The organism is Halomonas elongata DSM 2581 (assembly GCF_000196875.2).
GTDB lineage: Bacteria > Pseudomonadota > Gammaproteobacteria > Pseudomonadales > Halomonadaceae > Halomonas > Halomonas elongata.
This window is the reverse complement of the sequence record NC_014532.2, coordinates 1096999-1116495: the sequence shown is the minus strand read 5'-3', so window position 1 is coordinate 1116495 and position 19497 is coordinate 1096999. Positions and strand designations below refer to the sequence as shown.

17 protein-coding genes and 1 other RNA gene are annotated in these 19497 nt (G+C 66.1%); 1 reads left to right on the top strand and 17 read right to left on the bottom strand.

What is annotated here, in order from left to right; genetic code table 11:
• Positions 1-85: 85 nt before the first annotated feature.
• Positions 86-505 (top strand): DUF721 domain-containing protein, encoded by a 420-nt coding sequence (locus tag HELO_RS05230; RefSeq protein WP_232519619.1) that lies wholly within the window; start codon positions 86-88, stop codon positions 503-505.
• Between the two features lie 87 nt (positions 506-592).
• On the opposite strand, the gene lpxC is transcribed toward HELO_RS05230, so the two are convergent.
• The 17 genes from lpxC to rsmI form a co-directional block, all read right to left on the bottom strand.
• On the bottom strand, positions 593-1504 hold the full coding sequence (gene lpxC, locus HELO_RS05225; RefSeq protein WP_013331724.1) for a UDP-3-O-acyl-N-acetylglucosamine deacetylase: 912 nt from the start codon (positions 1502-1504) through the stop codon (positions 593-595).
• Positions 1505-1617: 113 nt separating this feature from the next.
• Positions 1618-2805 carry a cell division protein FtsZ gene (gene ftsZ, locus HELO_RS05220; RefSeq protein ID WP_013331723.1) on the bottom strand — a complete coding sequence of 396 codons (1188 nt, stop codon included), beginning with the start codon at positions 2803-2805 and terminating at the stop codon, positions 1618-1620.
• Positions 2806-2839: 34 nt separating this feature from the next.
• Positions 2840-4129, bottom strand: coding sequence for a cell division protein FtsA (gene ftsA / locus HELO_RS05215; protein WP_013331722.1), 1290 nt, complete (start codon positions 4127-4129; stop codon positions 2840-2842).
• 198 nt (positions 4130-4327) lie between these two features.
• Complete coding sequence (locus HELO_RS05210) at positions 4328-5053, bottom strand: cell division protein FtsQ/DivIB (RefSeq protein ID WP_013331721.1); 726 nt, start codon at positions 5051-5053, stop codon at positions 4328-4330.
• Position 5054: 1 nt separating this feature from the next.
• Positions 5055-5972, bottom strand: a complete 918-nt coding sequence (locus HELO_RS05205) for a D-alanine--D-alanine ligase (RefSeq protein ID WP_013331720.1) — start codon at positions 5970-5972, stop codon at positions 5055-5057.
• Entirely contained in the window at positions 5969-7381 is a 1413-nt protein-coding gene (gene murC / locus HELO_RS05200; protein WP_049786192.1) for a UDP-N-acetylmuramate--L-alanine ligase, read from the bottom strand. Before murC ends, HELO_RS05205 begins: the two co-directional genes overlap by 4 nt.
• A gap of 61 nt (positions 7382-7442) precedes the next feature.
• On the bottom strand, positions 7443-8528 hold the full coding sequence (gene murG, locus HELO_RS05195) for an undecaprenyldiphospho-muramoylpentapeptide beta-N-acetylglucosaminyltransferase (RefSeq protein WP_013331718.1): 1086 nt from the start codon (positions 8526-8528) through the stop codon (positions 7443-7445).
• Positions 8525-9715 (bottom strand): putative lipid II flippase FtsW, encoded by a 1191-nt coding sequence (gene ftsW / locus HELO_RS05190; RefSeq protein WP_013331717.1) that lies wholly within the window; start codon positions 9713-9715, stop codon positions 8525-8527. The genes murG and ftsW overlap by 4 nt, the downstream gene beginning before the upstream one ends.
• Positions 9712-11100 carry a UDP-N-acetylmuramoyl-L-alanine--D-glutamate ligase gene (gene murD, locus HELO_RS05185; RefSeq protein WP_109637345.1) on the bottom strand — a complete coding sequence of 463 codons (1389 nt, stop codon included), beginning with the start codon at positions 11098-11100 and terminating at the stop codon, positions 9712-9714. The genes ftsW and murD overlap by 4 nt, the downstream gene beginning before the upstream one ends.
• Positions 11101-11147: 47 nt before the next feature.
• A complete protein-coding gene (mraY, locus tag HELO_RS05180; protein ID WP_013331714.1) occupies positions 11148-12230 on the bottom strand; it encodes a phospho-N-acetylmuramoyl-pentapeptide-transferase in 1083 nt (360 codons plus the stop codon).
• 8 nt (positions 12231-12238) lie between these two features.
• Entirely contained in the window at positions 12239-13606 is a 1368-nt protein-coding gene (locus tag HELO_RS05175; protein WP_013331713.1) for a UDP-N-acetylmuramoyl-tripeptide--D-alanyl-D-alanine ligase, read from the bottom strand.
• Entirely contained in the window at positions 13603-15114 is a 1512-nt protein-coding gene (locus HELO_RS05170) for a UDP-N-acetylmuramoyl-L-alanyl-D-glutamate--2,6-diaminopimelate ligase (protein ID WP_013331712.1), read from the bottom strand. Before HELO_RS05170 ends, HELO_RS05175 begins: the two co-directional genes overlap by 4 nt.
• Positions 15115-15144: 30 nt before the next feature.
• Positions 15145-16866 carry a peptidoglycan D,D-transpeptidase FtsI family protein gene (locus HELO_RS05165; RefSeq protein WP_013331711.1) on the bottom strand — a complete coding sequence of 574 codons (1722 nt, stop codon included), beginning with the start codon at positions 16864-16866 and terminating at the stop codon, positions 15145-15147.
• Entirely contained in the window at positions 16863-17195 is a 333-nt protein-coding gene (gene ftsL, locus HELO_RS05160; protein ID WP_013331710.1) for a cell division protein FtsL, read from the bottom strand. Before ftsL ends, HELO_RS05165 begins: the two co-directional genes overlap by 4 nt.
• A gap of 10 nt (positions 17196-17205) precedes the next feature.
• Positions 17206-18162 (bottom strand): 16S rRNA (cytosine(1402)-N(4))-methyltransferase RsmH, encoded by a 957-nt coding sequence (gene rsmH / locus HELO_RS05155; RefSeq protein ID WP_013331709.1) that lies wholly within the window; start codon positions 18160-18162, stop codon positions 17206-17208.
• 66 nt (positions 18163-18228) lie between these two features.
• Positions 18229-18591, bottom strand: an RNA gene (rnpB, locus tag HELO_RS05150) — RNase P RNA component class A.
• A gap of 33 nt (positions 18592-18624) precedes the next feature.
• On the bottom strand, positions 18625-19482 hold the full coding sequence (rsmI, locus tag HELO_RS05145; protein WP_013331708.1) for a 16S rRNA (cytidine(1402)-2'-O)-methyltransferase: 858 nt from the start codon (positions 19480-19482) through the stop codon (positions 18625-18627).
• Between the last annotated feature and the right edge of the window lie 15 nt (positions 19483-19497).

Here is a 19497-nt window from a genome sequence, read left to right as displayed (position 1 = left end):
CGCGACGACCATGCATCGTGTCAGGGGGATGCCCCCGAGAATCAAGCTGATGAGTATAAAGGTTAAGCGGTTCCGAGCCCAGCCCATGTCGAGGCTCCTGGAGGGCCAGGGCGAACTGGGATCATTGATGCGAATGGCACGCCTGATCGAGCGTGCCCAGGCTCATCTGCGGGCCCAGCTTCCCGCCGAACTCGGCGAGCACCTTTACGTCGGTGGCTTCCGGGAGGGGCGGCTGACCCTGATCACCGACCGTGCCACCTGGCTGACGAGGCTCCGTTACGAACAGCCGCGCCTGCTCAAGCGACTGCACGAACTCGCCGGCTTCGAGGCGGTCAGCGGCTTCGACCTCAAGGTCAGACCCGTCCGCCCGCCCAAGACACCGATGCGCCAGACGCGCCATCTCCCCTCCCGCGCTGCCGACGAACTGTCCAGCTGTGCCGCCGACGTCGATAACCCACGCCTGAAACGCGCCCTGGAACGTCTCGCCTCGCACGCCGAATCCTGAACCGCCCCACCACGCGCCCATGCGAAACCGCCGCCCATCAAGGGCGGCGGTCAAGGACTGCACTGCAACGAAACACCTGGCGTGGCATCAGGCCATGGCGGGCGCCGCGTAGGAGATCGGAGCCTTCTGGGTTTCATCCTCGAAAGTGACGATTTCCCAGGCCTGGGGATTGGCGATCAGGGCGCGACACAACTGGTTGTTGAGCGCATGGCCGGACTTCACGCCGCGGAACTCGCCGATCAGGCTGTGGCCCAGCTGGTAGAGATCACCGATGGCATCCAGCACCTTGTGCTTGACGAACTCGTCGTCGTAGCGCAGCCCACCTTCGTTCACGATGCGGTAGTCGTCGACCACGATGGCGTTGTCGAGGCTGCCGCCAAGCGCCAGATTGTTCGAGCGAAGGTGCTCGAGATCGCGCATGAAGCCGAACGTACGGGCTCGCGACACTTCCTTGACGAAAGACGTCGTGGAGAAATCGACCGTGGCGGTCTGCTTCTGCTCTTCGAACACCGGATGATCGAAGTCGATGGCGAAGGAAACCTTGAAGCCCTGATAAGGCAGGAACATCGCTTCCTTGTCGCCGTCGCGCACCACCACTTCGCGCTTGATGCGGATGAATTGCTTCGGCGCATCCTGCTCGGCGATGCCCGCCGACTGGATGAGAAACACGAAGGGCCCGGCGCTGCCGTCCATGATCGGCACCTCGGGCGCGCTGACATCGACATAGGCATTGTCGATGCCGAGTCCGGCCAGGGCGGACATCAGGTGCTCGACGGTCGCCACCTTGACACCGTCCTGGGACAGGGCCGTACACAGGGTCGTGTCGGTGACGTTCTCGGCACGGGCCGGAATTTGAACTTCGGGCTCCAGGTCGGTGCGCACGAAGACAATGCCAGTGTCGACGGGTGCAGGGCGCAGGGTCAGGTAGACCTTCTTGCCCGAATGCAGGCCGACGCCAGTGGCGCGAATGACGTTCTTGAGCGTGCGTTGTCTAATCATGGGCGTTCGCCAGGCAGTCGTTGATTATCAAACACCGTTCACTATAACACCGAACGCACGTTTCAACAAAAAATAACATCATCGACCACTGCCTATGCGAACGATAGCCCGCGTCAATCGGCCTGACGGCGCAGGAAGGCCGGAATATCCAGATAGTCATCCAGCTCCTGGGACTTGCGCGCTTCCGGCTGCGGCTGCGAACGCGGCGAGTCCTGCGGCTCGGGCTTGGACGCGGCGGCAGAGCGATTCTGCTGGGCGCGACTGGCGGCTGCCTGCTGACGCACCGCGGCCGCATCGCTGCGACGGGTTGCCGTCTCGCGGCTGGCTGAAGGCGCCTGACGCTGACCATCCAGACCGGCAGCCACCACGGTGACACGCAGCTCGTCGCTCATCTCCATGTCGATGGAAGTACCGACGACGATGGTCGCATCCTGGGAAGCGAACTCCTGGACCGTGGCACCCACATCGTTGAACTCCCCGATGGAGAGGTCCGGGCCGGCCGTGATGTTGACCAGGATACCCCGGGCACCGTGCAGATCGATGTCCTCGAGCAAGGGGCTGCGAATGGCCTTCTCGGCCGCCTCGCGGGCACGATTCTCGCCGGTTGCTCCCCCCGTGCCCATCATCGCCATGCCCATTTCGGACATCACGGTACGCACGTCGGCAAAGTCGACGTTGATGATGCCGGGGCTGGTGATCAGCTCGGCGATACCCTGAACGGCACCGAGCAGGACATCATTGGCGGCGCTGAAGGCCGACAACAGGCTCGCGCTCTTGCCCAGCACCGACAGCAGCTTCTCGTTGGGGATGGTGATCAGCGAGTCGACATGCTCGGAGAGCTCCTTCATGCCCTCCTCGGCGGAACGCATCCGCTTGGGCCCCTCGAAGGGGAAGGGACGAGTCACCACCGCGACGGTGAGGATGCCGAGTTCCTTGGCGACCTGCGCCACCACCGGCGCGCCGCCGGTTCCGGTGCCACCGCCCATGCCGGCAGTGATGAAGACCATGTCGGCGCCACCCAGCAACTCGGCGATGCGCTCGCGATCCTCCATGGCCGCCTGGCGACCGACCTCGGGGCTGGCACCAGCTCCCAGGCCCTTGGTGATCTCGCTGCCGAGCTGGAGAACGGTCTTGGCCGACACGCTCTTCAGCGCCTGGGCATCGGTATTGGCACAGATGAACTCCACGCCTTCGATGCTGCTCTCGACCATGTGGTTGACGGCATTGCCACCGCCGCCACCGACACCGATCACCTTGATAACCGCACTGCTAGAAGGTGCGCTATCCACTAATTCGAACATTAGCCCCGTCTCCTGGACCGCTCGGGCGGCCCTGTCAGAAATTTCCTTTGAACCAGCTCTTGAGCCTTACCAGCGCCGGAGTCCCTTCCTCTGGTCCACGCCGGGAGACGTCACCACGTCTCGGTTGCGCCGAGAGACCGCCATCGCGCTCCTGGTGGCCGAGCCCCTGACGGGTCTCATTCAGAGCGTAATGTAGCAAACCGACCCCCGTCGAATAAATCGGATTGCGCACCACATCGGCGAGCCCGCGGACATTCTGCGGGCAGGCGATACGTACCGGCATGTGGAAGATCTCTTCAGCCAGTTCGACCACGCCTTCCATGCGTGATGTGCCACCGGTCAGTACCACGCCGGCAGCCACGAGATCCTCATAGCCGCTGCGCCGCAGTTCGTCGCGCACGAGAGTGAAAAGTTCCTCGTATCGCGGCTCGACGACCTCGGCCAGCGACTGCCGCGACAGATCGCGAGCCGCCCGGTCGCCGACACTGGGCACCTTGATCATTTCATCGCCGGATGCCAGCTGCGTCAGGGCACAGGCATACTTGACCTTGATTTCCTCGGCGTGCTGGGTCGGCGTGCGCAACGCCATGGCGATGTCGTTGGTGACCTGATCCCCGGCGATGGGGATCACCGCCGTATGGCGGATGGCCCCTTCGGTAAACACCGCGATATCCGTCGTGCCGCCGCCGATGTCCACCACGCACACGCCGAGCTCCCGCTCGTCCTCAGTGAGCACGGCATGGCTCGACGCCAGTTGCTCGAGGATGATGGCGTCGACATCGAGTCCGCAGCGACGCACGCACTTCTCGATGTTCTGCACGGCATTCAGCGCCGCGGTGACCAGATGCACCCGTGCCTCGAGGCGCACGCCGGACATGCCCAGGGGCTCGCGGATACCGCCCTGGGTGTCGATGGCGAACTCCTGGGGCAGCACATGCAGGACGCGCTGGCCCTCGGAAATGGCCCGCGCACGGGCCGAATCGATGACGCGATCGATATCGGAGGGGGCGACCTCGCGTTCCTTGATCGCCACCACACCGTCGGAATTCATCGAGCTGATATGGCTCCCGGCGATTCCCACGTACACGGAATGAATATCGCAACCGGCCATGAGTTCGGCTTCTTCCACGGCGCGCTGGATCGACTGCACCGTGGACTCGATATTGATCACCACCCCCTTCTTCATTCCTCGAGAGGGATGGGAGCCGATACCGGCAATTTCGATTCCGCCATCGTCAGTGGGTTGCCCCACGATCGCCACGACCTTGGATGTTCCGATATCCAGCCCGACTACCATATTGGACACATTGGATGGACCTGCCATGAGCCGGGAATTCTCCTCGAGCCAGACCCGCTAGGGGAAATGCATGTTTGTCACGAAAAAAGCTGGACTAATTATAGGAACAATTCGCGCCGTTCCACCAGCCCATAACCGAAAAACGGCCCTCAACGATACGGCTATTTTCGCATTAAAGGAATACCCCCAGGCCACGTCGGGCGGACGATTCGTACCCCCGAGCCTTCAACCTTCGACTTCGGAATCGCCTTCGACGGGTTCGGTTTCACCATGCCAGGCAACGGCAACACCATTGGGATAACGAAGATCGATGTAGCGAATGTGCGACGCCCATTCACCAAGCTCTCGACGCCAGGCGGCCTCGAATCGTTCCAGGCGCCCTGCCCGGTGATTCCGGCCCAGCATCACCCAGACACCATCGTCCAGTTGGAAACGCCAGGCCCCCCTGGGTTCGAGCCGCAACTGGCGTACATCGAGATGCTGGTCGGCAAAACGCGACACCAATTGATCGTGATAAGCCAGCACCTCGGCACCACTGCCTTCGGGGCCGGACAAGTCCGGAAGCCCCTCCGGCGGGGTCACGGGAGTGAAGTCAAAGGGTTCACCCTCGGCATTGAGCAGCCGGTCATCGTTCCAGCGCGCCACCGGCACCTGCTCCTCCAGTTCGAAGCGCAGGGCATTGGGCCACTCACGATGCAACCTCACCTCGCGCAACCAGCCGATCTCCCGAGCCTGCTCGCGCATGGCATCGATATCCACCGACAACCAGGTCTGACCCTGGACGAGCGGTGCCAGCTTGTTGCGCAGATAATCGGCGCTGACATGGTGCAGTTCGCCCCTGATCGACACCCGTTCGATGGGACGATCCAGCCACAACCACAGGGCGCGGCCACCGGCGCCGAGCAAGAGCGCCAGCAGCAGCAGACCGATGAGGGAGGAACGACGCGCCATGTCAGTCGCACCGCCCGGCGGTGTCGAGAATGCGCAGCACCAGGGTATCGAAATCGATACCGGCATGCGCCGCGGCCTGGGGCACCAGACTGTGATCGGTCATGCCCGGCACGGTATTGACCTCGAGCAGCCAGAAACGGCCCTGGTCATCGCGCATGACATCCACGCGGCCCCAGCCACGGCAACCGACGGCCTCGAAAGCCTCGCGACACAACTCGGCCAAGGCCTTCTCATCCGTTTCCGACAGACCGCATGGCAGGTGGTAAAGCGTCTCGTCGGACAGGTACTTGGCTTCGTAATCATAGAAACCGCTCGGCACTTCCACGCGGATCGCCGGCAGCGCCTCGTCGCCGAGCAGCGACACCGTATATTCCTCGCCTTGAATGAAACGCTCGGCCATGACCCGCGCATCATAGCGCGCCGCATCCCGGTAGGCCGCCGCCAGGGTTTCGGCACTATCGACGATGGTGATTCCCAGGGTCGAGCCCTCGTGGACCGGCTTGACGATCAGCGGCAAGCCGAGCCGCTCGACCACCGCGTTCCAGTCGGATTCGGCATTCAGCATCACGCACTCGGGCGTCGGCAGCCCAAGGGCCTGCCAGACCAGCTTGGTGCGCTGCTTGTCCATGCCCAGCGCCGAGGCCAGCACGCCACTGCCGGTGTAGGGAATGCCCAGCAAGTCCAGGGCACCCTGCAGGGTCCCGTCCTCTCCGCCCCGGCCATGCAAGGCGATGAACACCCGATCCGGCGCCAGGGCCTCGAGCCCTGCCAACCCGCCTTCTGCCGGATCGAAGGCGATCGGCGCCACACCGCCACGCTGGAGCGCCGCCAATATTGCCTCGCCGCTTTTCAGCGACACTTCACGTTCGGCGGAATCCCCGCCGTAAAGCACCACTACCCGTCCATGGTCGATCGTCATAGCGTCACCTCGTCAAGCACCAGCCGGGCATCGGACAACTTCTGGGAAATACCGCCCACATCACCCGCCCCTTGCGTGATCAGGATATCACCGGGGCGCAGCACCTTGGCCAGCAACTCCGGCAGCTCGCTCTTGTCCTGCACGAAGATGGGGTCGACTTCGCCACGCTGACGAATGGAGCCCGCCAGGGTACGGCCGTCGGCACCTGGCAGCGGCGACTCGCCGGCACTGTAGACATCCAGCAGCAGCAGCGTATCGACACCCGCCAGCACCCGCACGAAATCCTCGAACAGATCGCGAGTGCGCGAATAGCGATGCGGTTGGTAGAGCATCACCAGACGCCGCTCGGGCCACCCTTCCCGGACCGCCTTGATGACCATTTCCACTTCCCGGGGATGATGGCCGTAATCATCCACCAGCATGACCTCGCCCTCGCCTTGCGGTGAGGCGAAGTGGCCGTGCACCTGGAAGCGACGGCCGACCCCGGCAAAGCTCGCCAGGCCACGCAGGATGGCCGCATCCTCGACCCCCGCGTCGCTGGCCACCGCGATGGCGGCCATGGCATTCAAGGCATTGTGCTCGCCCGGCATGGCCAACCGCACTTCGAGCGGGGCCAGCCCATCGGGGCGACGCGCGATGAAGCTTACCTCGCCGCCATGCTGCACGAAGTTCTCGAGACGATAATCGGCATCCTCGCTGAACCCGTAGGTAACGAACTGGCGATTGACCCTCTCGATCAGCCCGCGCACATTGGCGTCATCGATGCACAGCACCGCCAGACCGTAGAACGGCAGGTTGTGCAGGAACTCGATGAAGGTGCCCTTGAGCCGTTCGAAGTCGCCGCCATAGGTCGCCATGTGATCGGCATCGATGTTGGTGACGATGGCCACCATGGGCTGCAGGTGCAGGAAGGAGGCATCGGACTCGTCGGCCTCTGCCACCAGATAGTCGCCCTCCCCCAGACGCGCGTTGACACCGGCACTGGTCAGCCGACCGCCGATCACGAAGGTCGGGTCGAGCCCTCCTTCGCCGAGCAGCGTCGCCGTCAGGCTGGTCGTGGTCGTCTTGCCATGGGTGCCGGCCACGGCAATGCCGTGACGGAAACGCATCAGTTCGGCGAGCATCTCGGCCCGGCGCACTACCGGTATGCGATGCTGCTGGGCCCAGCGGATCTCGGGATTGGTCTCGTCGACGGCGGTCGAAACCACCACGACATCGGCATCCCGGGCGTTCTCCTCGGCATGCCCGATGGCGACCGTGATACCGCACTCGCGCAGACGCGTCACCACCGGCGAAGGCTTGAGGTCACTGCCGCTGACCGCATACCCCTGATTGGCCAGCACCTCGGCGATGCCGCACATGCCGGCACCGCCGATGCCGACGAAATGAATGCGCCGGATACGACGCATTCCCAGACCACGCCCATGGCGCGGCGGATTCGCCTGACCGGGGACCGGTCCTAGTCTGTCATCACTCAAAACCTGTCTCCATGCAGCCGGCCGCCAGGCGTTCCATGGCATCGAGGCGCGCGCAGCGCCGGGCCTGCGAGGCCATGGCGGCCAATGTATCGGGATCCAGCAGCGTCGCCAGGCGTTCGGCCAGCGCCGCCACGCTCATCTCATCCTGGGGCATCAGCGAAGCGGCGCCCTCCTCGACCAGCGCCGCGGCATTGGCGGTCTGGTGGTCGTCCACCGCGTGCGGAAACGGCACGAACAGCGCCGGCTTGGCGGCCGCCGCCAGTTCCGCCACCGTCAGGGCACCGGCACGGCACACCACCAGGTCGGCCCAGTCATAGGCCTCGGCCATATCGTCGATGAAGGCCGGGACCCGTGCCTGTACGGCGTGTTCGTCATAGCGTGCCCGGGTCGCTTCGTCCTTGTCACGGCCTGCCTGGTGACATACCTCGGGGCGGCGCTCGACCGAAAGCGTCGCCAGCGCCTCGGGAAGTCGTTCGTTCAGGGCCTGGGCGCCCAGCGATCCGCCGACCACCAGCAGGCGCAGGGGTCGCTCGCGCATCGTCGCCGCCTCGCGGGGATGATCGCCGAGCGCGGCGATCTCGGCACGCACCGGGTTGCCGACCACCTCGCCGCGCCCCGGAAATGCCTGGGGGAAGGCCGCAAAGGTACGCTTGGCCAGTCGCGACAATACGCGGTTCGTCAGGCCGGCCACGGCATTCTGCTCATGGATCACCAGGGGGCGGCGAGCAAGCCAGGCGGCCAGCCCGCCGGGACCACTGGCGAAGCCCCCGAGTCCCACCACCAGCTGCGGATCGAAATCGCGCACCACCCGGCGCGCCTGGAGAATCGCCCGCACCAGTCGCCAGGGCGCCGCCAGCCAACCGGTCACGCCCTTGCCGCGCAGTCCGCTCACCGCGATGCGATGCAACGGGATGCCGGCCTCCGGCACCAGACGATTCTCGATACCTCGCGGACTGCCCAGCCACTGCACCTCGACGCCGCGTTCGGCGAGCGCGGCGGCCAGCGACAGGGCGGGAATCACATGCCCACCGGTGCCTCCGGCCATGATCAACACCCGGCGTGTCTCGTCATCCTTCATGATCGGGCCTCTCCTGTCCTTGGCGCAGCGGGTTGTTCGCGTCGCCTGGCCTGCCTCGTCTCGATGTCGACCCTCAGCAGCATGCCGACCATCACGGCACTTATCACCAGGCTCGAGCCGCCGTAACTGAGCAGCGGCAACGTCAACCCCTTGGTCGGCAACATCCCGGTACTCACCGCGATGTTGATGAACGCCTGGGCTCCGATCACCAGGGCGATGCCATAACAGAGATAGGCCGCAAAGGGCCGCTTGGCCAGTTCAGCGCGCCGGCCCACCGCCATGGCGCGCCAGACCAGCAAGGCAAACAGTCCGATCACGGCGACGGCGCCGATCATGCCCAGTTCCTCGGCCAGCACGGCGAACACGAAGTCGGTATGGGCCTCGGGCAGGTAGAACAGCTTCTGAACGCTGTTGCCGAGCCCGGTACCGAACCATTCCCCGCGCCCGAAGGCGATCAACGCCTGGGTCAACTGATAGCCGCTGGCGAACTGATCGGCCCAGGGGTCGACGAAGCTGGTCAGACGCGCCATCCGATAGGGTTCGGCGATGGCCAGCGCGGCACCCAGCGCTGCCACCAGTCCCATCAACAGCAAGAAGCGTCCCCAGGGCGCCCCCGCCATCAGCAGCATGCCCATGACGCATCCCGTCATGACCACCACCGCGCCATAATCCGGCTCGAAGATCAGCAGGACGCCCATGACCGCCATGACCATCAGCGGGCGGAGAAAGGCGCCCCAGTGACGACGCACCTGGGGGAGGAAACGCTCCAGATAGCCCGCCAGATAGACGATCAGGCACAGCTTGGCGATCTCCGACGCCTGCAGATTCAAGGGAATGCCGGGGACCGACAGCCAACGCCGGCTTCCATTGACCTCGCGCCCCGCCACCAGCACCAGGGCCAGCAGGGCCAGGCCGACGAGCAGCAGCAAGGGGCCGTTGGCCTTCCACCAGGCCATCGGTATGCGCAAGACCAGCAGGGCGACCACCATGGAACACAGCACGAAGACGCCATGACGCACGCTGAAGTACCAAGGGTTGCCGGTAAGACTGGTGGCGACTTCCGTGGAGGCGGAGGTGACCATGACCCAGCCGATCAGCATCAGGGATAGCGTGGCCACCAGCAGCCAGCCATCGCAGAAGTGATCCCGGGTCGACAGTTGTTCACGCAAACGGGCTAAGCGGCTCATGGAGCCTCCTGACTCGCACGTCGTTCGACGGCCCGCCGAAAGGCCTCGCCACGCGCTTGATAATTCGGAAATTGATCGAGGCTGGCACAGGCCGGCGACAGCAGCACGCAGTCACCGGGCACCGCGATCTCGGCGGCCCGTTCCATGGCCGCCGACAGATCCTCGACCCGATGCCGGGGCAAGGCATCCTCGAGCGCGCTCTCGAGCTTGTCCGCGTCGCGCCCGAACAGAATCGCCGCTCGGCCATACCGCTGCAGCGGCGCGGCCAGCGGCGTGAAATCCGCCCCCTTGCCGACGCCCCCCGCCAGCAGGATCACGCGTCCTTCCAGGGTCGGCCCGATACCGGCGATGGCCGCCAGGGTCGCCCCCACATTGGTGCCCTTGGAGTCGTTGATCCAGCGCACGCCGTCGAGATCGGCGATCCATTCGCAGCGATGCGGCAACCCACCGAAACGCTCCAGTACCCGCGTCATGGCGGACAACGGCAAGCCCAGTCGGTGGCCCATGGCCAGAGCGGCCAGCGCATTGGCCTGATGATGCAAGCCCTGCAGGCGCAGGGACTCGGCAGGCATCAAGGGGCTGTTGCCGTGCATCAGCCAGGCGCGCTGCCCGTTGCCATCGTCGTGGGGGGCGATCCCCCATTCGCCCGGCTCGGGCGGCCGGGTGGAAAAACGCTCGAGTGCCGGCAACGGCGATGCCGGCCAGGTCTGGGGATCCTCGGCATTGACCACGCCATGCTCGGCGCCACGGAAGATACCAAGCTTGGCGGCACGATAGCCGGCCATGTCGCCGTGACGATCCAGATGATCCTCGGAGAGGTTGAGAAAGGCCGCCGTGGTGGCACCGAGCCGCGGCGTGGTCTCGAGCTGGAAGCTCGAGACCTCCAGCACATAGAGTTCGGCGTCGGGCGCGTCGGCCAGCAGGTCCAGGGCGGCGGTTCCCAGATTGCCGCCCACCGCCACGCGCCAGCCCGCCTCGGCTGCCATCTCGCCCAGCAGGGTGGTCACCGTGGACTTGGCATTGGCGCCGGTGATGGCGGCGATGGGCGCTCGACAGGCCCGCCTGAACAGGGCCATCTCGCCCACCACCAGCGGATCGCCGGACTCGCCGACACGCCCTTCCAGCGCGGCCAGCTCGGGCAGGTGCGGATCCACACCCGGGCTGAGCACCACCTCGTACGCCTCCTGCATGTCGATACCGGCCAGCGAGCCGCAGTGGACCTCGACCCCCGGATGGGCATCCCGGAAGGCATCGAGCCCCGGCGGTGCCTCTCGGGTATCGGCCACCATGAAACGCCGGCCCAGGCGTTCCAGGTGGCGGCAGATGGCTCGTCCCGAGACGCCGAGCCCGACCACCAGCGTGACTCCCTTGGGCACCTTGACCATGAACGGCTCCTCGCGTGAACGACGACTTCCGGCTCCGCGCGGGAACCTCAACGAATCTTCAGCGTGGCCAGCCCCAGCAGCACCAGTACGACCGTGATGATCCAGAACCGCACGATGACCCTCGGCTCCGGCCACCCCTTGAGCTCGAAGTGGTGATGCAACGGTGCCATGCGGAAGATCCGCCGGCCGGTCAGCTTGTAGGAGCCCACCTGCAGGATCACCGACACGGTTTCCATGACGAAGATGCCGCCCATGATGAACAGCACGATCTCCTGGCGCACGATGACCGCCACGACGCCGAGCGCCGCCCCCAGGGCCAGGGCGCCCACATCGCCCATGAAGACCTGGGCCGGATAGGTGTTGAACCACAGAAAGCCCAGCCCCGCCCCGGCGATGGTGGCGCAGAACACCGCCAGTTCGCCGGCGCCGGGAATCATCGGAATCTGGAGGTATTCGGCGAACACCGCATTGCCGCTGGCGTAGGCGAACACGGCAAGCCCCATGGCCACCAGCACGGTGGGCATGATGGCCAGACCGTCGAGGCCGTCGGTGAGGTTCACCGCGTTGGAGCTGCCGACGATCACCAGATAGCTGAGCAGGACGTAGAAGACGCCCAGGGGCAGCACGAAGTCCTTGAACAGCGGCACGATCAGGCTCGTTTCCACCGGCGAGGCGGCGGTGACGTAGAGAATGACCGCTGCCGCCAGGCCGATCGCCGACTGCCAGAAGTACTTCCAGCGGGCCGGCAGGCCGCGCGGATTCTTCTCCACCACCTTGCGGTAGTCGTCGACCCAGCCGATGGCGCCGAAGCCCAGTGTCACCGCCAGCACGATCCACACATAGTGATTGGCGAGATCCCCCCACAGCAGGGTACTGACGGCGATGGCCATGAGGATCATCGCGCCGCCCATGGTCGGCGTGCCGGCCTTGGACAGGTGCGACTGCGGACCATCGTCGCGCACGGCCTGGCCGATCTGGCGCTCCACCAGGCGCCGGATCACCACCGGTCCCAGCCAGAGGCACAGGATCAGGGCCGTCAGGGTCCCCAGGATCATCCGCAGGGTCAGATAATTGAATACGTTGAAGGCGCTCTGGAATTGCGCCAGGAAGTCAGCCAGAAAAAGCAGCATGTAATGCGTTACCTTGATGCATCCGAGCGCAGCGCGGTCACCACGTGTTCCATTCCGGCACTGCGCGACCCCTTGACCAGCACGCTGGCCCCCGGCGGCAGATGGTGGAGAACATGGCGCGTCAGCGCCTCTCTATCGTCGAAATGGTACCCTCCTTCACCGAAGGCACGGCTGGCCGGCCGCGCCGCCTCGCCGAGAGTACCGAGAAAATCGATTCCCAGCGTCCGCGCGTGATGCCCGACTTCGGCATGCCAGTGCGCGGACGCCTCGCCAAGCTCCCCCATGGCCCCCAACAGGCACCAGCGGGGCGCCGGCAACGTTGCCAGGGTCTCCAGCGCCGCCTTCACGGCACCGGGATTGGCATTGTAGGTGTCGTCCAGCAGGCGCGCGCCATTGCGTCCGGCAAACACGCCAAGCCGGCCGGCCACCGGTTCGACCTCTTCCAGCCCGGCCAGCACGTCCGCCGGGTCGGCTCGCAGGGCCAGGGCCGCCGCCGCCGCGGCCAGGGCATTGGCGACATTGTGCCGCCCCATCAGCGCCAATTGCACACGCCCCAGCTCGCGACCATCGAAAGACAGCGTGAAAGCATAGCGCCCGAACTCATCGCAGACCAGTGTCTCGGCGCGCAGACGCCCCTCGTCCTCCAGACCGAAGTCGAGCACTTCCCGGGATCCCGCCTGGCTCGCCCAGAACCTGAAGTAGCGGTCGTCGCGGTTGAGAACCGCCACGCCATCGCGGGACAGCCCGCCCAGGATCTCGCCCTTGGCCTGGGCAATCCGCCCCATGCCGCCGAACTCGCCGACATGGGCACCGGTCACATTGGTGATCACCGCCACGTCGGGCATGGCCAGCGAGGCCGTCCAGGCGATCTCGCCCAGATGATTGGCACCCAGCTCCACCACCGCCCGGCGGTGCTCGCCGTCCAGTTCGAGCAGCGTCATGGGCGCGCCGAAATCGTTGTTGAGATTGCCCCGGGTGGCCAGGGTCGCGCCGGATCGCGACAGAATGGTCGCCAGCATCTGCTTGACGGTCGTCTTGCCGCTGTTGCCGGTCACGGCCACCAGCGGACCGCCCCAGGCCAGGCGCCGAGCCCGCCCCAGCAACCCGAGCGCCAGCCGGGTATCGGCGACTTCCAGTTGCGGCAAGGGATCGTCCTGGCGTCGCTCGACCAGCGCTGCCGCCGCCCCGGCCTCCCGCGCCTGGGCAATGAAGTCGTGGGCATCAAAGCGCTCGCCGACGAGCGCCACGAACAGCGCCCCCGGACCCAGACGGCGCGTATCGGTGGTGATCGATGTCAAGGCCACTTCGGTATCCGGCGGCGACTCACCCAGCGCCCGGGCCACCGCCCCGAGGGAATCTAGACCAACAGCGCTCATCGCGGCGCCTCCCCGTGTCGCTCGGCCAGTGCGGCCTGCGCCTCATCGAGATCGGAAAACGGATGGCGCACGCCCTCGATCTCCTGATAGGTCTCGTGGCCCTTGCCGGCGATCAGGATCACATCCTCGGCATCGACCTCGGCGATGGTCTCGCGGATGGCTGCGGCCCGACCGCCCAGGACCCGGGCCGAGCGACGCGCGCTCTCGCTCAGGCCGGCCAGAATCTGCTCGCGGATCGCCGCCGCCGCCTCGCTGCGCGGATTGTCGTCGGTGATCACCGGCACGTCCGAGTATCTTTCGGCGGCAGCGGCCATCAGGGGACGCTTGCCCGCATCCCGATCACCGCCACAGCCGAACAGGCACCACAGGCGGCCCTGATCCGGCAGGTGCGCCCTCAGTGCCTGCAGGGCATTCTCCAGGGCATCCGGCGTATGGGCATAGTCGATCACCACCGTCGGTCCCCTGGCATCGCCCAGCACCTGCATGCGGCCCGGCACCGGCGCCAATTCGGCAGCGGCGGCGAACAGCGCTTCGAGGTCCTCGCCCAGGCCATGGAGGGTCGCGATGGCCAGCAGTACATTGGTCAGGTTGAATCCGCCCATGAGAGCGATTTCCAGCACCCGCTCCCCTTCCGGCGTGGCGATGACAGCGCGCTGCCCCTGCGGCAGGGGTTCGACGCCCACTACACGCAGCGTGACCGCCTCGTCATCGCCGACCGCCAGCACGCGCACGCCGGCAGGCAGACCGGCCAGCATCAGGCGCGCCAGGGGATCGTCGCCATTGACCACCGCCAGGCGCAGCTCGGGGCGCCGGAACAGCCTGGCCTTGGCGGCCGCATAGGCGGCCATGCTGCCGTGGTAGTCGAGGTGATCGCGGCTCAGGTTGGTGAAGACGGCGGTCGTCAGCCGGCATCCCGCGAGCCGCTCCTGCTCCAGGGCATGGGACGAGGCCTCCAGAGCCACGCGTTCGACGCCTTCGGCGGCCAGCTCGCCCAGGGCCGACTGCAGCGCCAGCGGCCCCGGCGTGGTCAAGCGGCCCTCGCGCAGCGCGCCGGGACGCCCATGTCCCAGGGTGCCGACCATGCCGGCATCGCGCCCCAGGAGACGACTCAGCGCGGCGATATAGTGCGTCACCGAACTCTTGCCATTGGTCCCGGTGACGCCGATCAGCTCCAGCGATGCCGGTACCTCGAACAACGACCGCCCGAGCTCGCCGAGTTGCCCGGCCAATCCCTCGAGATGGATCACCCTGGCATCGGCAGAGGCGGACCCGCCCGGCTCGGCATGCGCCAGCACCGCGGCGACACCGGCCTCCAGGGCCTGGTCGATGAAGTCGCGCCCATCGACGCTCACGCCGGGCACCGCCAGGAAGACATCGCCCTCGGCCAGTTCCCGGCTATCCAGATGGAGGGCGACGTCGCCGGTGAGCCCGAGCGCTTCCAGCGCGGCGGAGTGCTCCGGCCACTGGCTCGCCAGTGCCGCCATCAGTCGCGATGAGTTCACGTGCATGCCGGCCTCGCATCGGTCGGAGTGGAAGAATCAAGCATCGTCGTCCTGGCTCGGTCGGTCGGGTGGAACATCCAGCAGACGCAGGGCATTACCGGCCACGCGGGAAAAGACCGGCGCGGCGATGGCCCCGCCATAATAGGCGTCACCACGGGGATGGTCGATCATCACCACGGCGATGATACGCGGATCGGAGACGGGCGCGATGCCGACGAACAGGGCGCGATAGGTACGTTCCTGGTAGCCGCCGCTGCCGGTCTTGCGCACCGTGCCCGTCTTGCCCGCCACACTATAGCCCGGCACCATGCCACGGCGCGCTCCGGTACCGGGCGCCACGACTTCGTCCATCATGCCGAGCACGCGATCGGCAACCGCGGGCTCGATGACCGGTTCGCCCTTGGGCGTCTTGGACAAGCGCAGCAACGACGGGGGCAAGCGTCGCCCATGATTGGCGATGGCCGTATAGGCGCTGGCCAATTGCAACGCCGACACCGACAGACCATATCCATAGGAAAGTGCCGCCCATTGGCTGCTGGACCAGACCTGCGGCGAAGGAACGCTGCCCGTGGCCTCACCGGGAAAACCGGTGCCCGGAGCACGGTCGAAGCCAAGCGCCCGATAACGCTGGGGCACCCTGGGCTCGTCGAGCTGAAGCGTCAGCTTGGACATGCCGATGTTGGATGACTTGCGCAGGATACCGGCCAGGGACAGCTTGCCGTTGTTGGAGACATCCCGAATGGTATAACCGTCGATCACCATCCAGCCCGGCGAGGTATCGACGACGGTATCGGGCGGAAACTTGCCGGTTTCCAGCAACGCCGACATGGCCAGTGGCTTCATCACCGACCCCGGCTCGAAGACATCGACGATGGCCTGATTGCGCAACCCCTCCGGGTCGAGGCCGGCACGATTGTTGGGGTTGTAGGATGGCTGGTTGGCCATCGCCAGGACTTCGCCGGTATCGGCGTCGAGCATCACCAGGGTGCCGCCATCGGCCTCGTTCTCATCGACCGCCTTCTTGAGCTCGCGATAGGCCATGTATTGCAGGCTCTGGTCGATGGACAGCGTCAAATCGCCGCCGGGCTGGGCATCCTCGAGCACCTCGAGGTCGCGCACCAGGCGCCCACGACGATCCTTGAGCACCCGACGCTTGCCCGGCACCCCGGCGAGGTAGGGCTGGTAGGCCAGTTCGAGCCCCTCCTGGCCCTGATCGTCGATGTTGGTCACGCCAAGCAGTTGGGCGGTCACTTCCCCGGCCGGGTAATAGCGCTTGTATTCCCGGCGCGCATGCACGCCGGGCACGTGGAGATCGAGAACCTCCTGGGCCTCGGCCGGCGTCATGCGACGCTGCAGGTACATGAATTCGCGATCGGCGTAACGTTCGATGCGTGCATCGAGCGCATCGAGGTCCTGGCCGAGCGCCTGGGCCAGTCGCAGGCGCTGAATACCATCGTCGGGCAGATCCTGGGGATTGGCCCACAGGGTCACCACGGGCGTCGAGATGGCCAGCGGATCGCCATGACGGTCGGTGATCATGCCACGGTGGGCGGGGATCTCGTCGACGCGCAGGGTGCGGGCATCGCCCTGGCCCTGCAGGAAGGAATGATCGAAGACATGCAGATCGACGATGCGTCCCACCAGCAGTCCCAGGCCGACGAGCACCAGCGTCATGATCACGATATAGCGTGCACGCCCCATCGGGGCCATGGGCGGAGGACGGCGCGGCGTGACGCCGTTCGGTGCATCTCGGCTCATGGCTGGATCACCTCCACCTCGTCGACATCGGGCAGGCGCATTTCCAGGCGCTGCGAGGCCAGTCGCTCGATTCGCGACGGCGACGACCAGGCACTCTCTTCCAGCAACAGCTGCCCCCATTCGGTCTGCAACTGCTGCTGCTCGTTCTCGAGCTGCTGGAGGCGCGCATAGCGCTCGCGGATCTCATGGCTGGTGGCGATCACCGCCAGCGACGAGACCAGGCACAGCGCCAGCAACACGCCGTTGAGCAGCAGCATGAGGGTCGGCCGTGGCCGCTCGACCGGCCAGCCGAAGCCCGATGTCGTGGAGGCATTGCGTCCCTGAGCCATGTCACTCCCTTCAATAGCGTTTACGCGCCGCACGCATCACGGCACTGCGGGCACGGGGATTGTCCTCGACTTCTTCGCTGGTGGGGCGGCGCGCCTTGCCCAGCGCCTCGAGACGACGCTGGATCTGGTCATCACGCAGCGGTATCCCGCGTGGTAGATGAGTATCTCCCCGGACGTGATCGCGAATGAAGCGCTTGACGCGACGGTCCTCCAGCGAATGGAAGCTGATCACCACCAGATGGCCGCCCGGCGCCAACGCCTCGAGAGCTGCCTCGAGAGCGAGATCGAGTTGCTCGAGTTCGCCGTTGACCTGGATGCGCAACGCCTGGAAGGCCCGGGTCGCCGGATGCTTTCCCTTTTCCCAGGCGGGATGCGCGGCCTTGATCACCTCGGCGAGATCCGCGGTGCGAGTGAAGGCTCGCTCACCGCGCCGCGCCACGATGGCACGCGCCAGGCGCCGTGCGAAACGCTCCTCGCCGTAGGTCTTGAAGACGCGGGCAATCTCGCCTTCGTCAGCACGGGCGATCCAGGCCGCCGCGCTCTCGCCGTGCTCCGGATCCATGCGCATGTCCAGCGGGCCATCGCGCAGGAAGCTGAAGCCCCGTTCGGGATCATCGAGCTGCGGCGAGGAGACCCCGACATCGAGCAGGATACCGTCGAGCTTGCCATGCAGATCATGCGCCCGGGCGAAGTCGCCGAGGCGCGCGAAATCCCCGCGCTCGAAGGCAAACCGCGCGTCCTCGATGGCGGCCGCTTCCTGGATGGCCTGCGGATCGCGATCGATGGCCAGCAGACGCCCCTGGGGCGAAAGACGCTCCAGAATGGCGCGGGAGTGCCCGCCACGCCCGAAGGTGCCGTCCAGATAACGGCCCGACGGATCATGAACCAGGGTCTCGACCGCGCCATCGAGCAATACGCTGGCATGGCGAAATCCGCGGGAGGGTTGTTCGGAAGCGGGTGACGACATGCGGTTCTCGTGGCGGACAGGGAGGGACCGTGCGTGACGGCATCATCATGAACGATAGCGGAATTCGGAGGGAGTCGGCCGATAAGCCGGGTTCTGTCTCGGACAGTCATTCGTCTAGGAACGTCGTCACCGGCGTTCTCAAGCGACCTACCCGAACCCAGCGCGGGCCACGCCATTGGGTTCCTATTTGGTCTTGCTCCGAGTGGGGTTTACCGTGCCACGCACTGTTACCAGGCGCGCGGTGCGCTCTTACCGCACCCTTTCACCCTTACCGGCCTCCCGCAGGAGGCGTAGGCGGTCTACTCTCTGCTGCACTTTCCGTCGGCTCGCACCGCCCAGGCGTTACCTGGCACTCTGCCCTATGGAGCCCGGACTTTCCTCCCCCGATCCCGCAAAACGGCGACCGGCGGCGACTGTCTGGCCAACTCCCGGAGGCAAGCATACCAGTGCCGCGACACCCCCTCAATCCCCGTCCTTGAGCTGCTGTGCCCGGGCATACCAGGTTTTCTTGGCACCACCCAGCAAGCGCGCCGCGGCACCGGCCGCCTGCTTGACGCCGACCCCTTCGGCCAGCAGCGACGCCAGCAGGGCATCGGCCTCGAGCGTGGCGGTCTCGCCGACCTCCCGTGGCGCGGCGCCCTCCACCATCACCACGAATTCGCCACGCGCCTGGTCGGGATCCGCTTCCAGGCGGGCGATCAGCTCATCGGCACTGCCGTCGAGGAACGTCTCGAAGGTCTTGGTCAGTTCCCTCGCCAGGACCAGTCTCCGTTCGCCGAAAACCGTCGATAGATCGGCGAGCGTGGCTTCGATGCGATGCGGCGACTCGTAGAACACCAGGCTCTCCTCACGCTCGACCAGCGCCTCCAGTCGGGCACGCCGGGCGCCTCCCTTGGCCGGCAGAAAACCGTTGAACAGGAAACGGTCGGTGGCCAGGCCGGCCGCCGAGAGCGCCGCCACCAGGGCGCACGCCCCCGGCACCGGTGTCACGCGACGCCCCCGGGCCCGCAACTCGCGCACCAGCACGAACCCCGGATCACTGATCAGTGGCGTGCCAGCATCGCTGACCAGGGCCACGTCCTCGCCGGCCGCCAGGCGCGCGTCGATCTGCTCGACCCGCCCGGCTTCGTTATGCTCGTGCAAGGACACAACGGCCGGCGCAATGCCCAGATGCCGCAACAAGCGTGACGTATGCCGGGTATCCTCGGCGGCCACCAGCGCCACCTCGCCCAGCACCCGGGCGGCTCGCGGGCTCAGGTCCTCCAGATTCCCAATCGGCGTGGCAACCACGTACAATGAACCTGTACTCGCGTCTGACATTTCGGCCCCCTGGGA

Excerpts from the sequence above, each read along its gene's own strand:
- HELO_RS05230 (WP_232519619.1), top strand. The coding sequence starts at position 86 with ATGTCGAGGCTCCTGGAGGGCCAGGGCGAACTGGGATCATTGATGCGA.
- lpxC (WP_013331724.1), bottom strand. The coding sequence starts at position 1,504 with ATGATTAGACAACGCACGCTCAAGAACGTCATTCGCGCCACTGGCGTC.
- ftsZ (WP_013331723.1), bottom strand. The coding sequence starts at position 2,805 with ATGTTCGAATTAGTGGATAGCGCACCTTCTAGCAGTGCGGTTATCAAG.
- ftsA (WP_013331722.1), bottom strand. The coding sequence starts at position 4,129 with ATGGCAGGTCCATCCAATGTGTCCAATATGGTAGTCGGGCTGGATATC.
- HELO_RS05210 (WP_013331721.1), bottom strand. The coding sequence starts at position 5,053 with ATGGCGCGTCGTTCCTCCCTCATCGGTCTGCTGCTGCTGGCGCTCTTG.
- HELO_RS05205 (WP_013331720.1), bottom strand. The coding sequence starts at position 5,972 with ATGACGATCGACCATGGACGGGTAGTGGTGCTTTACGGCGGGGATTCC.
- murC (WP_049786192.1), bottom strand. The coding sequence starts at position 7,381 with ATGCGTCGTATCCGGCGCATTCATTTCGTCGGCATCGGCGGTGCCGGC.
- murG (WP_013331718.1), bottom strand. The coding sequence starts at position 8,528 with ATGAAGGATGACGAGACACGCCGGGTGTTGATCATGGCCGGAGGCACC.
- ftsW (WP_013331717.1), bottom strand. The coding sequence starts at position 9,715 with ATGAGCCGCTTAGCCCGTTTGCGTGAACAACTGTCGACCCGGGATCAC.
- murD (WP_109637345.1), bottom strand. The coding sequence starts at position 11,100 with ATGGTCAAGGTGCCCAAGGGAGTCACGCTGGTGGTCGGGCTCGGCGTC.
- mraY (WP_013331714.1), bottom strand. The coding sequence starts at position 12,230 with ATGCTGCTTTTTCTGGCTGACTTCCTGGCGCAATTCCAGAGCGCCTTC.
- HELO_RS05175 (WP_013331713.1), bottom strand. The coding sequence starts at position 13,606 with ATGAGCGCTGTTGGTCTAGATTCCCTCGGGGCGGTGGCCCGGGCGCTG.
- HELO_RS05170 (WP_013331712.1), bottom strand. The coding sequence starts at position 15,114 with ATGCACGTGAACTCATCGCGACTGATGGCGGCACTGGCGAGCCAGTGG.
- HELO_RS05165 (WP_013331711.1), bottom strand. The coding sequence starts at position 16,866 with ATGAGCCGAGATGCACCGAACGGCGTCACGCCGCGCCGTCCTCCGCCC.
- ftsL (WP_013331710.1), bottom strand. The coding sequence starts at position 17,195 with ATGGCTCAGGGACGCAATGCCTCCACGACATCGGGCTTCGGCTGGCCG.
- rsmH (WP_013331709.1), bottom strand. The coding sequence starts at position 18,162 with ATGTCGTCACCCGCTTCCGAACAACCCTCCCGCGGATTTCGCCATGCC.
- rsmI (WP_013331708.1), bottom strand. The coding sequence starts at position 19,482 with ATGTCAGACGCGAGTACAGGTTCATTGTACGTGGTTGCCACGCCGATT.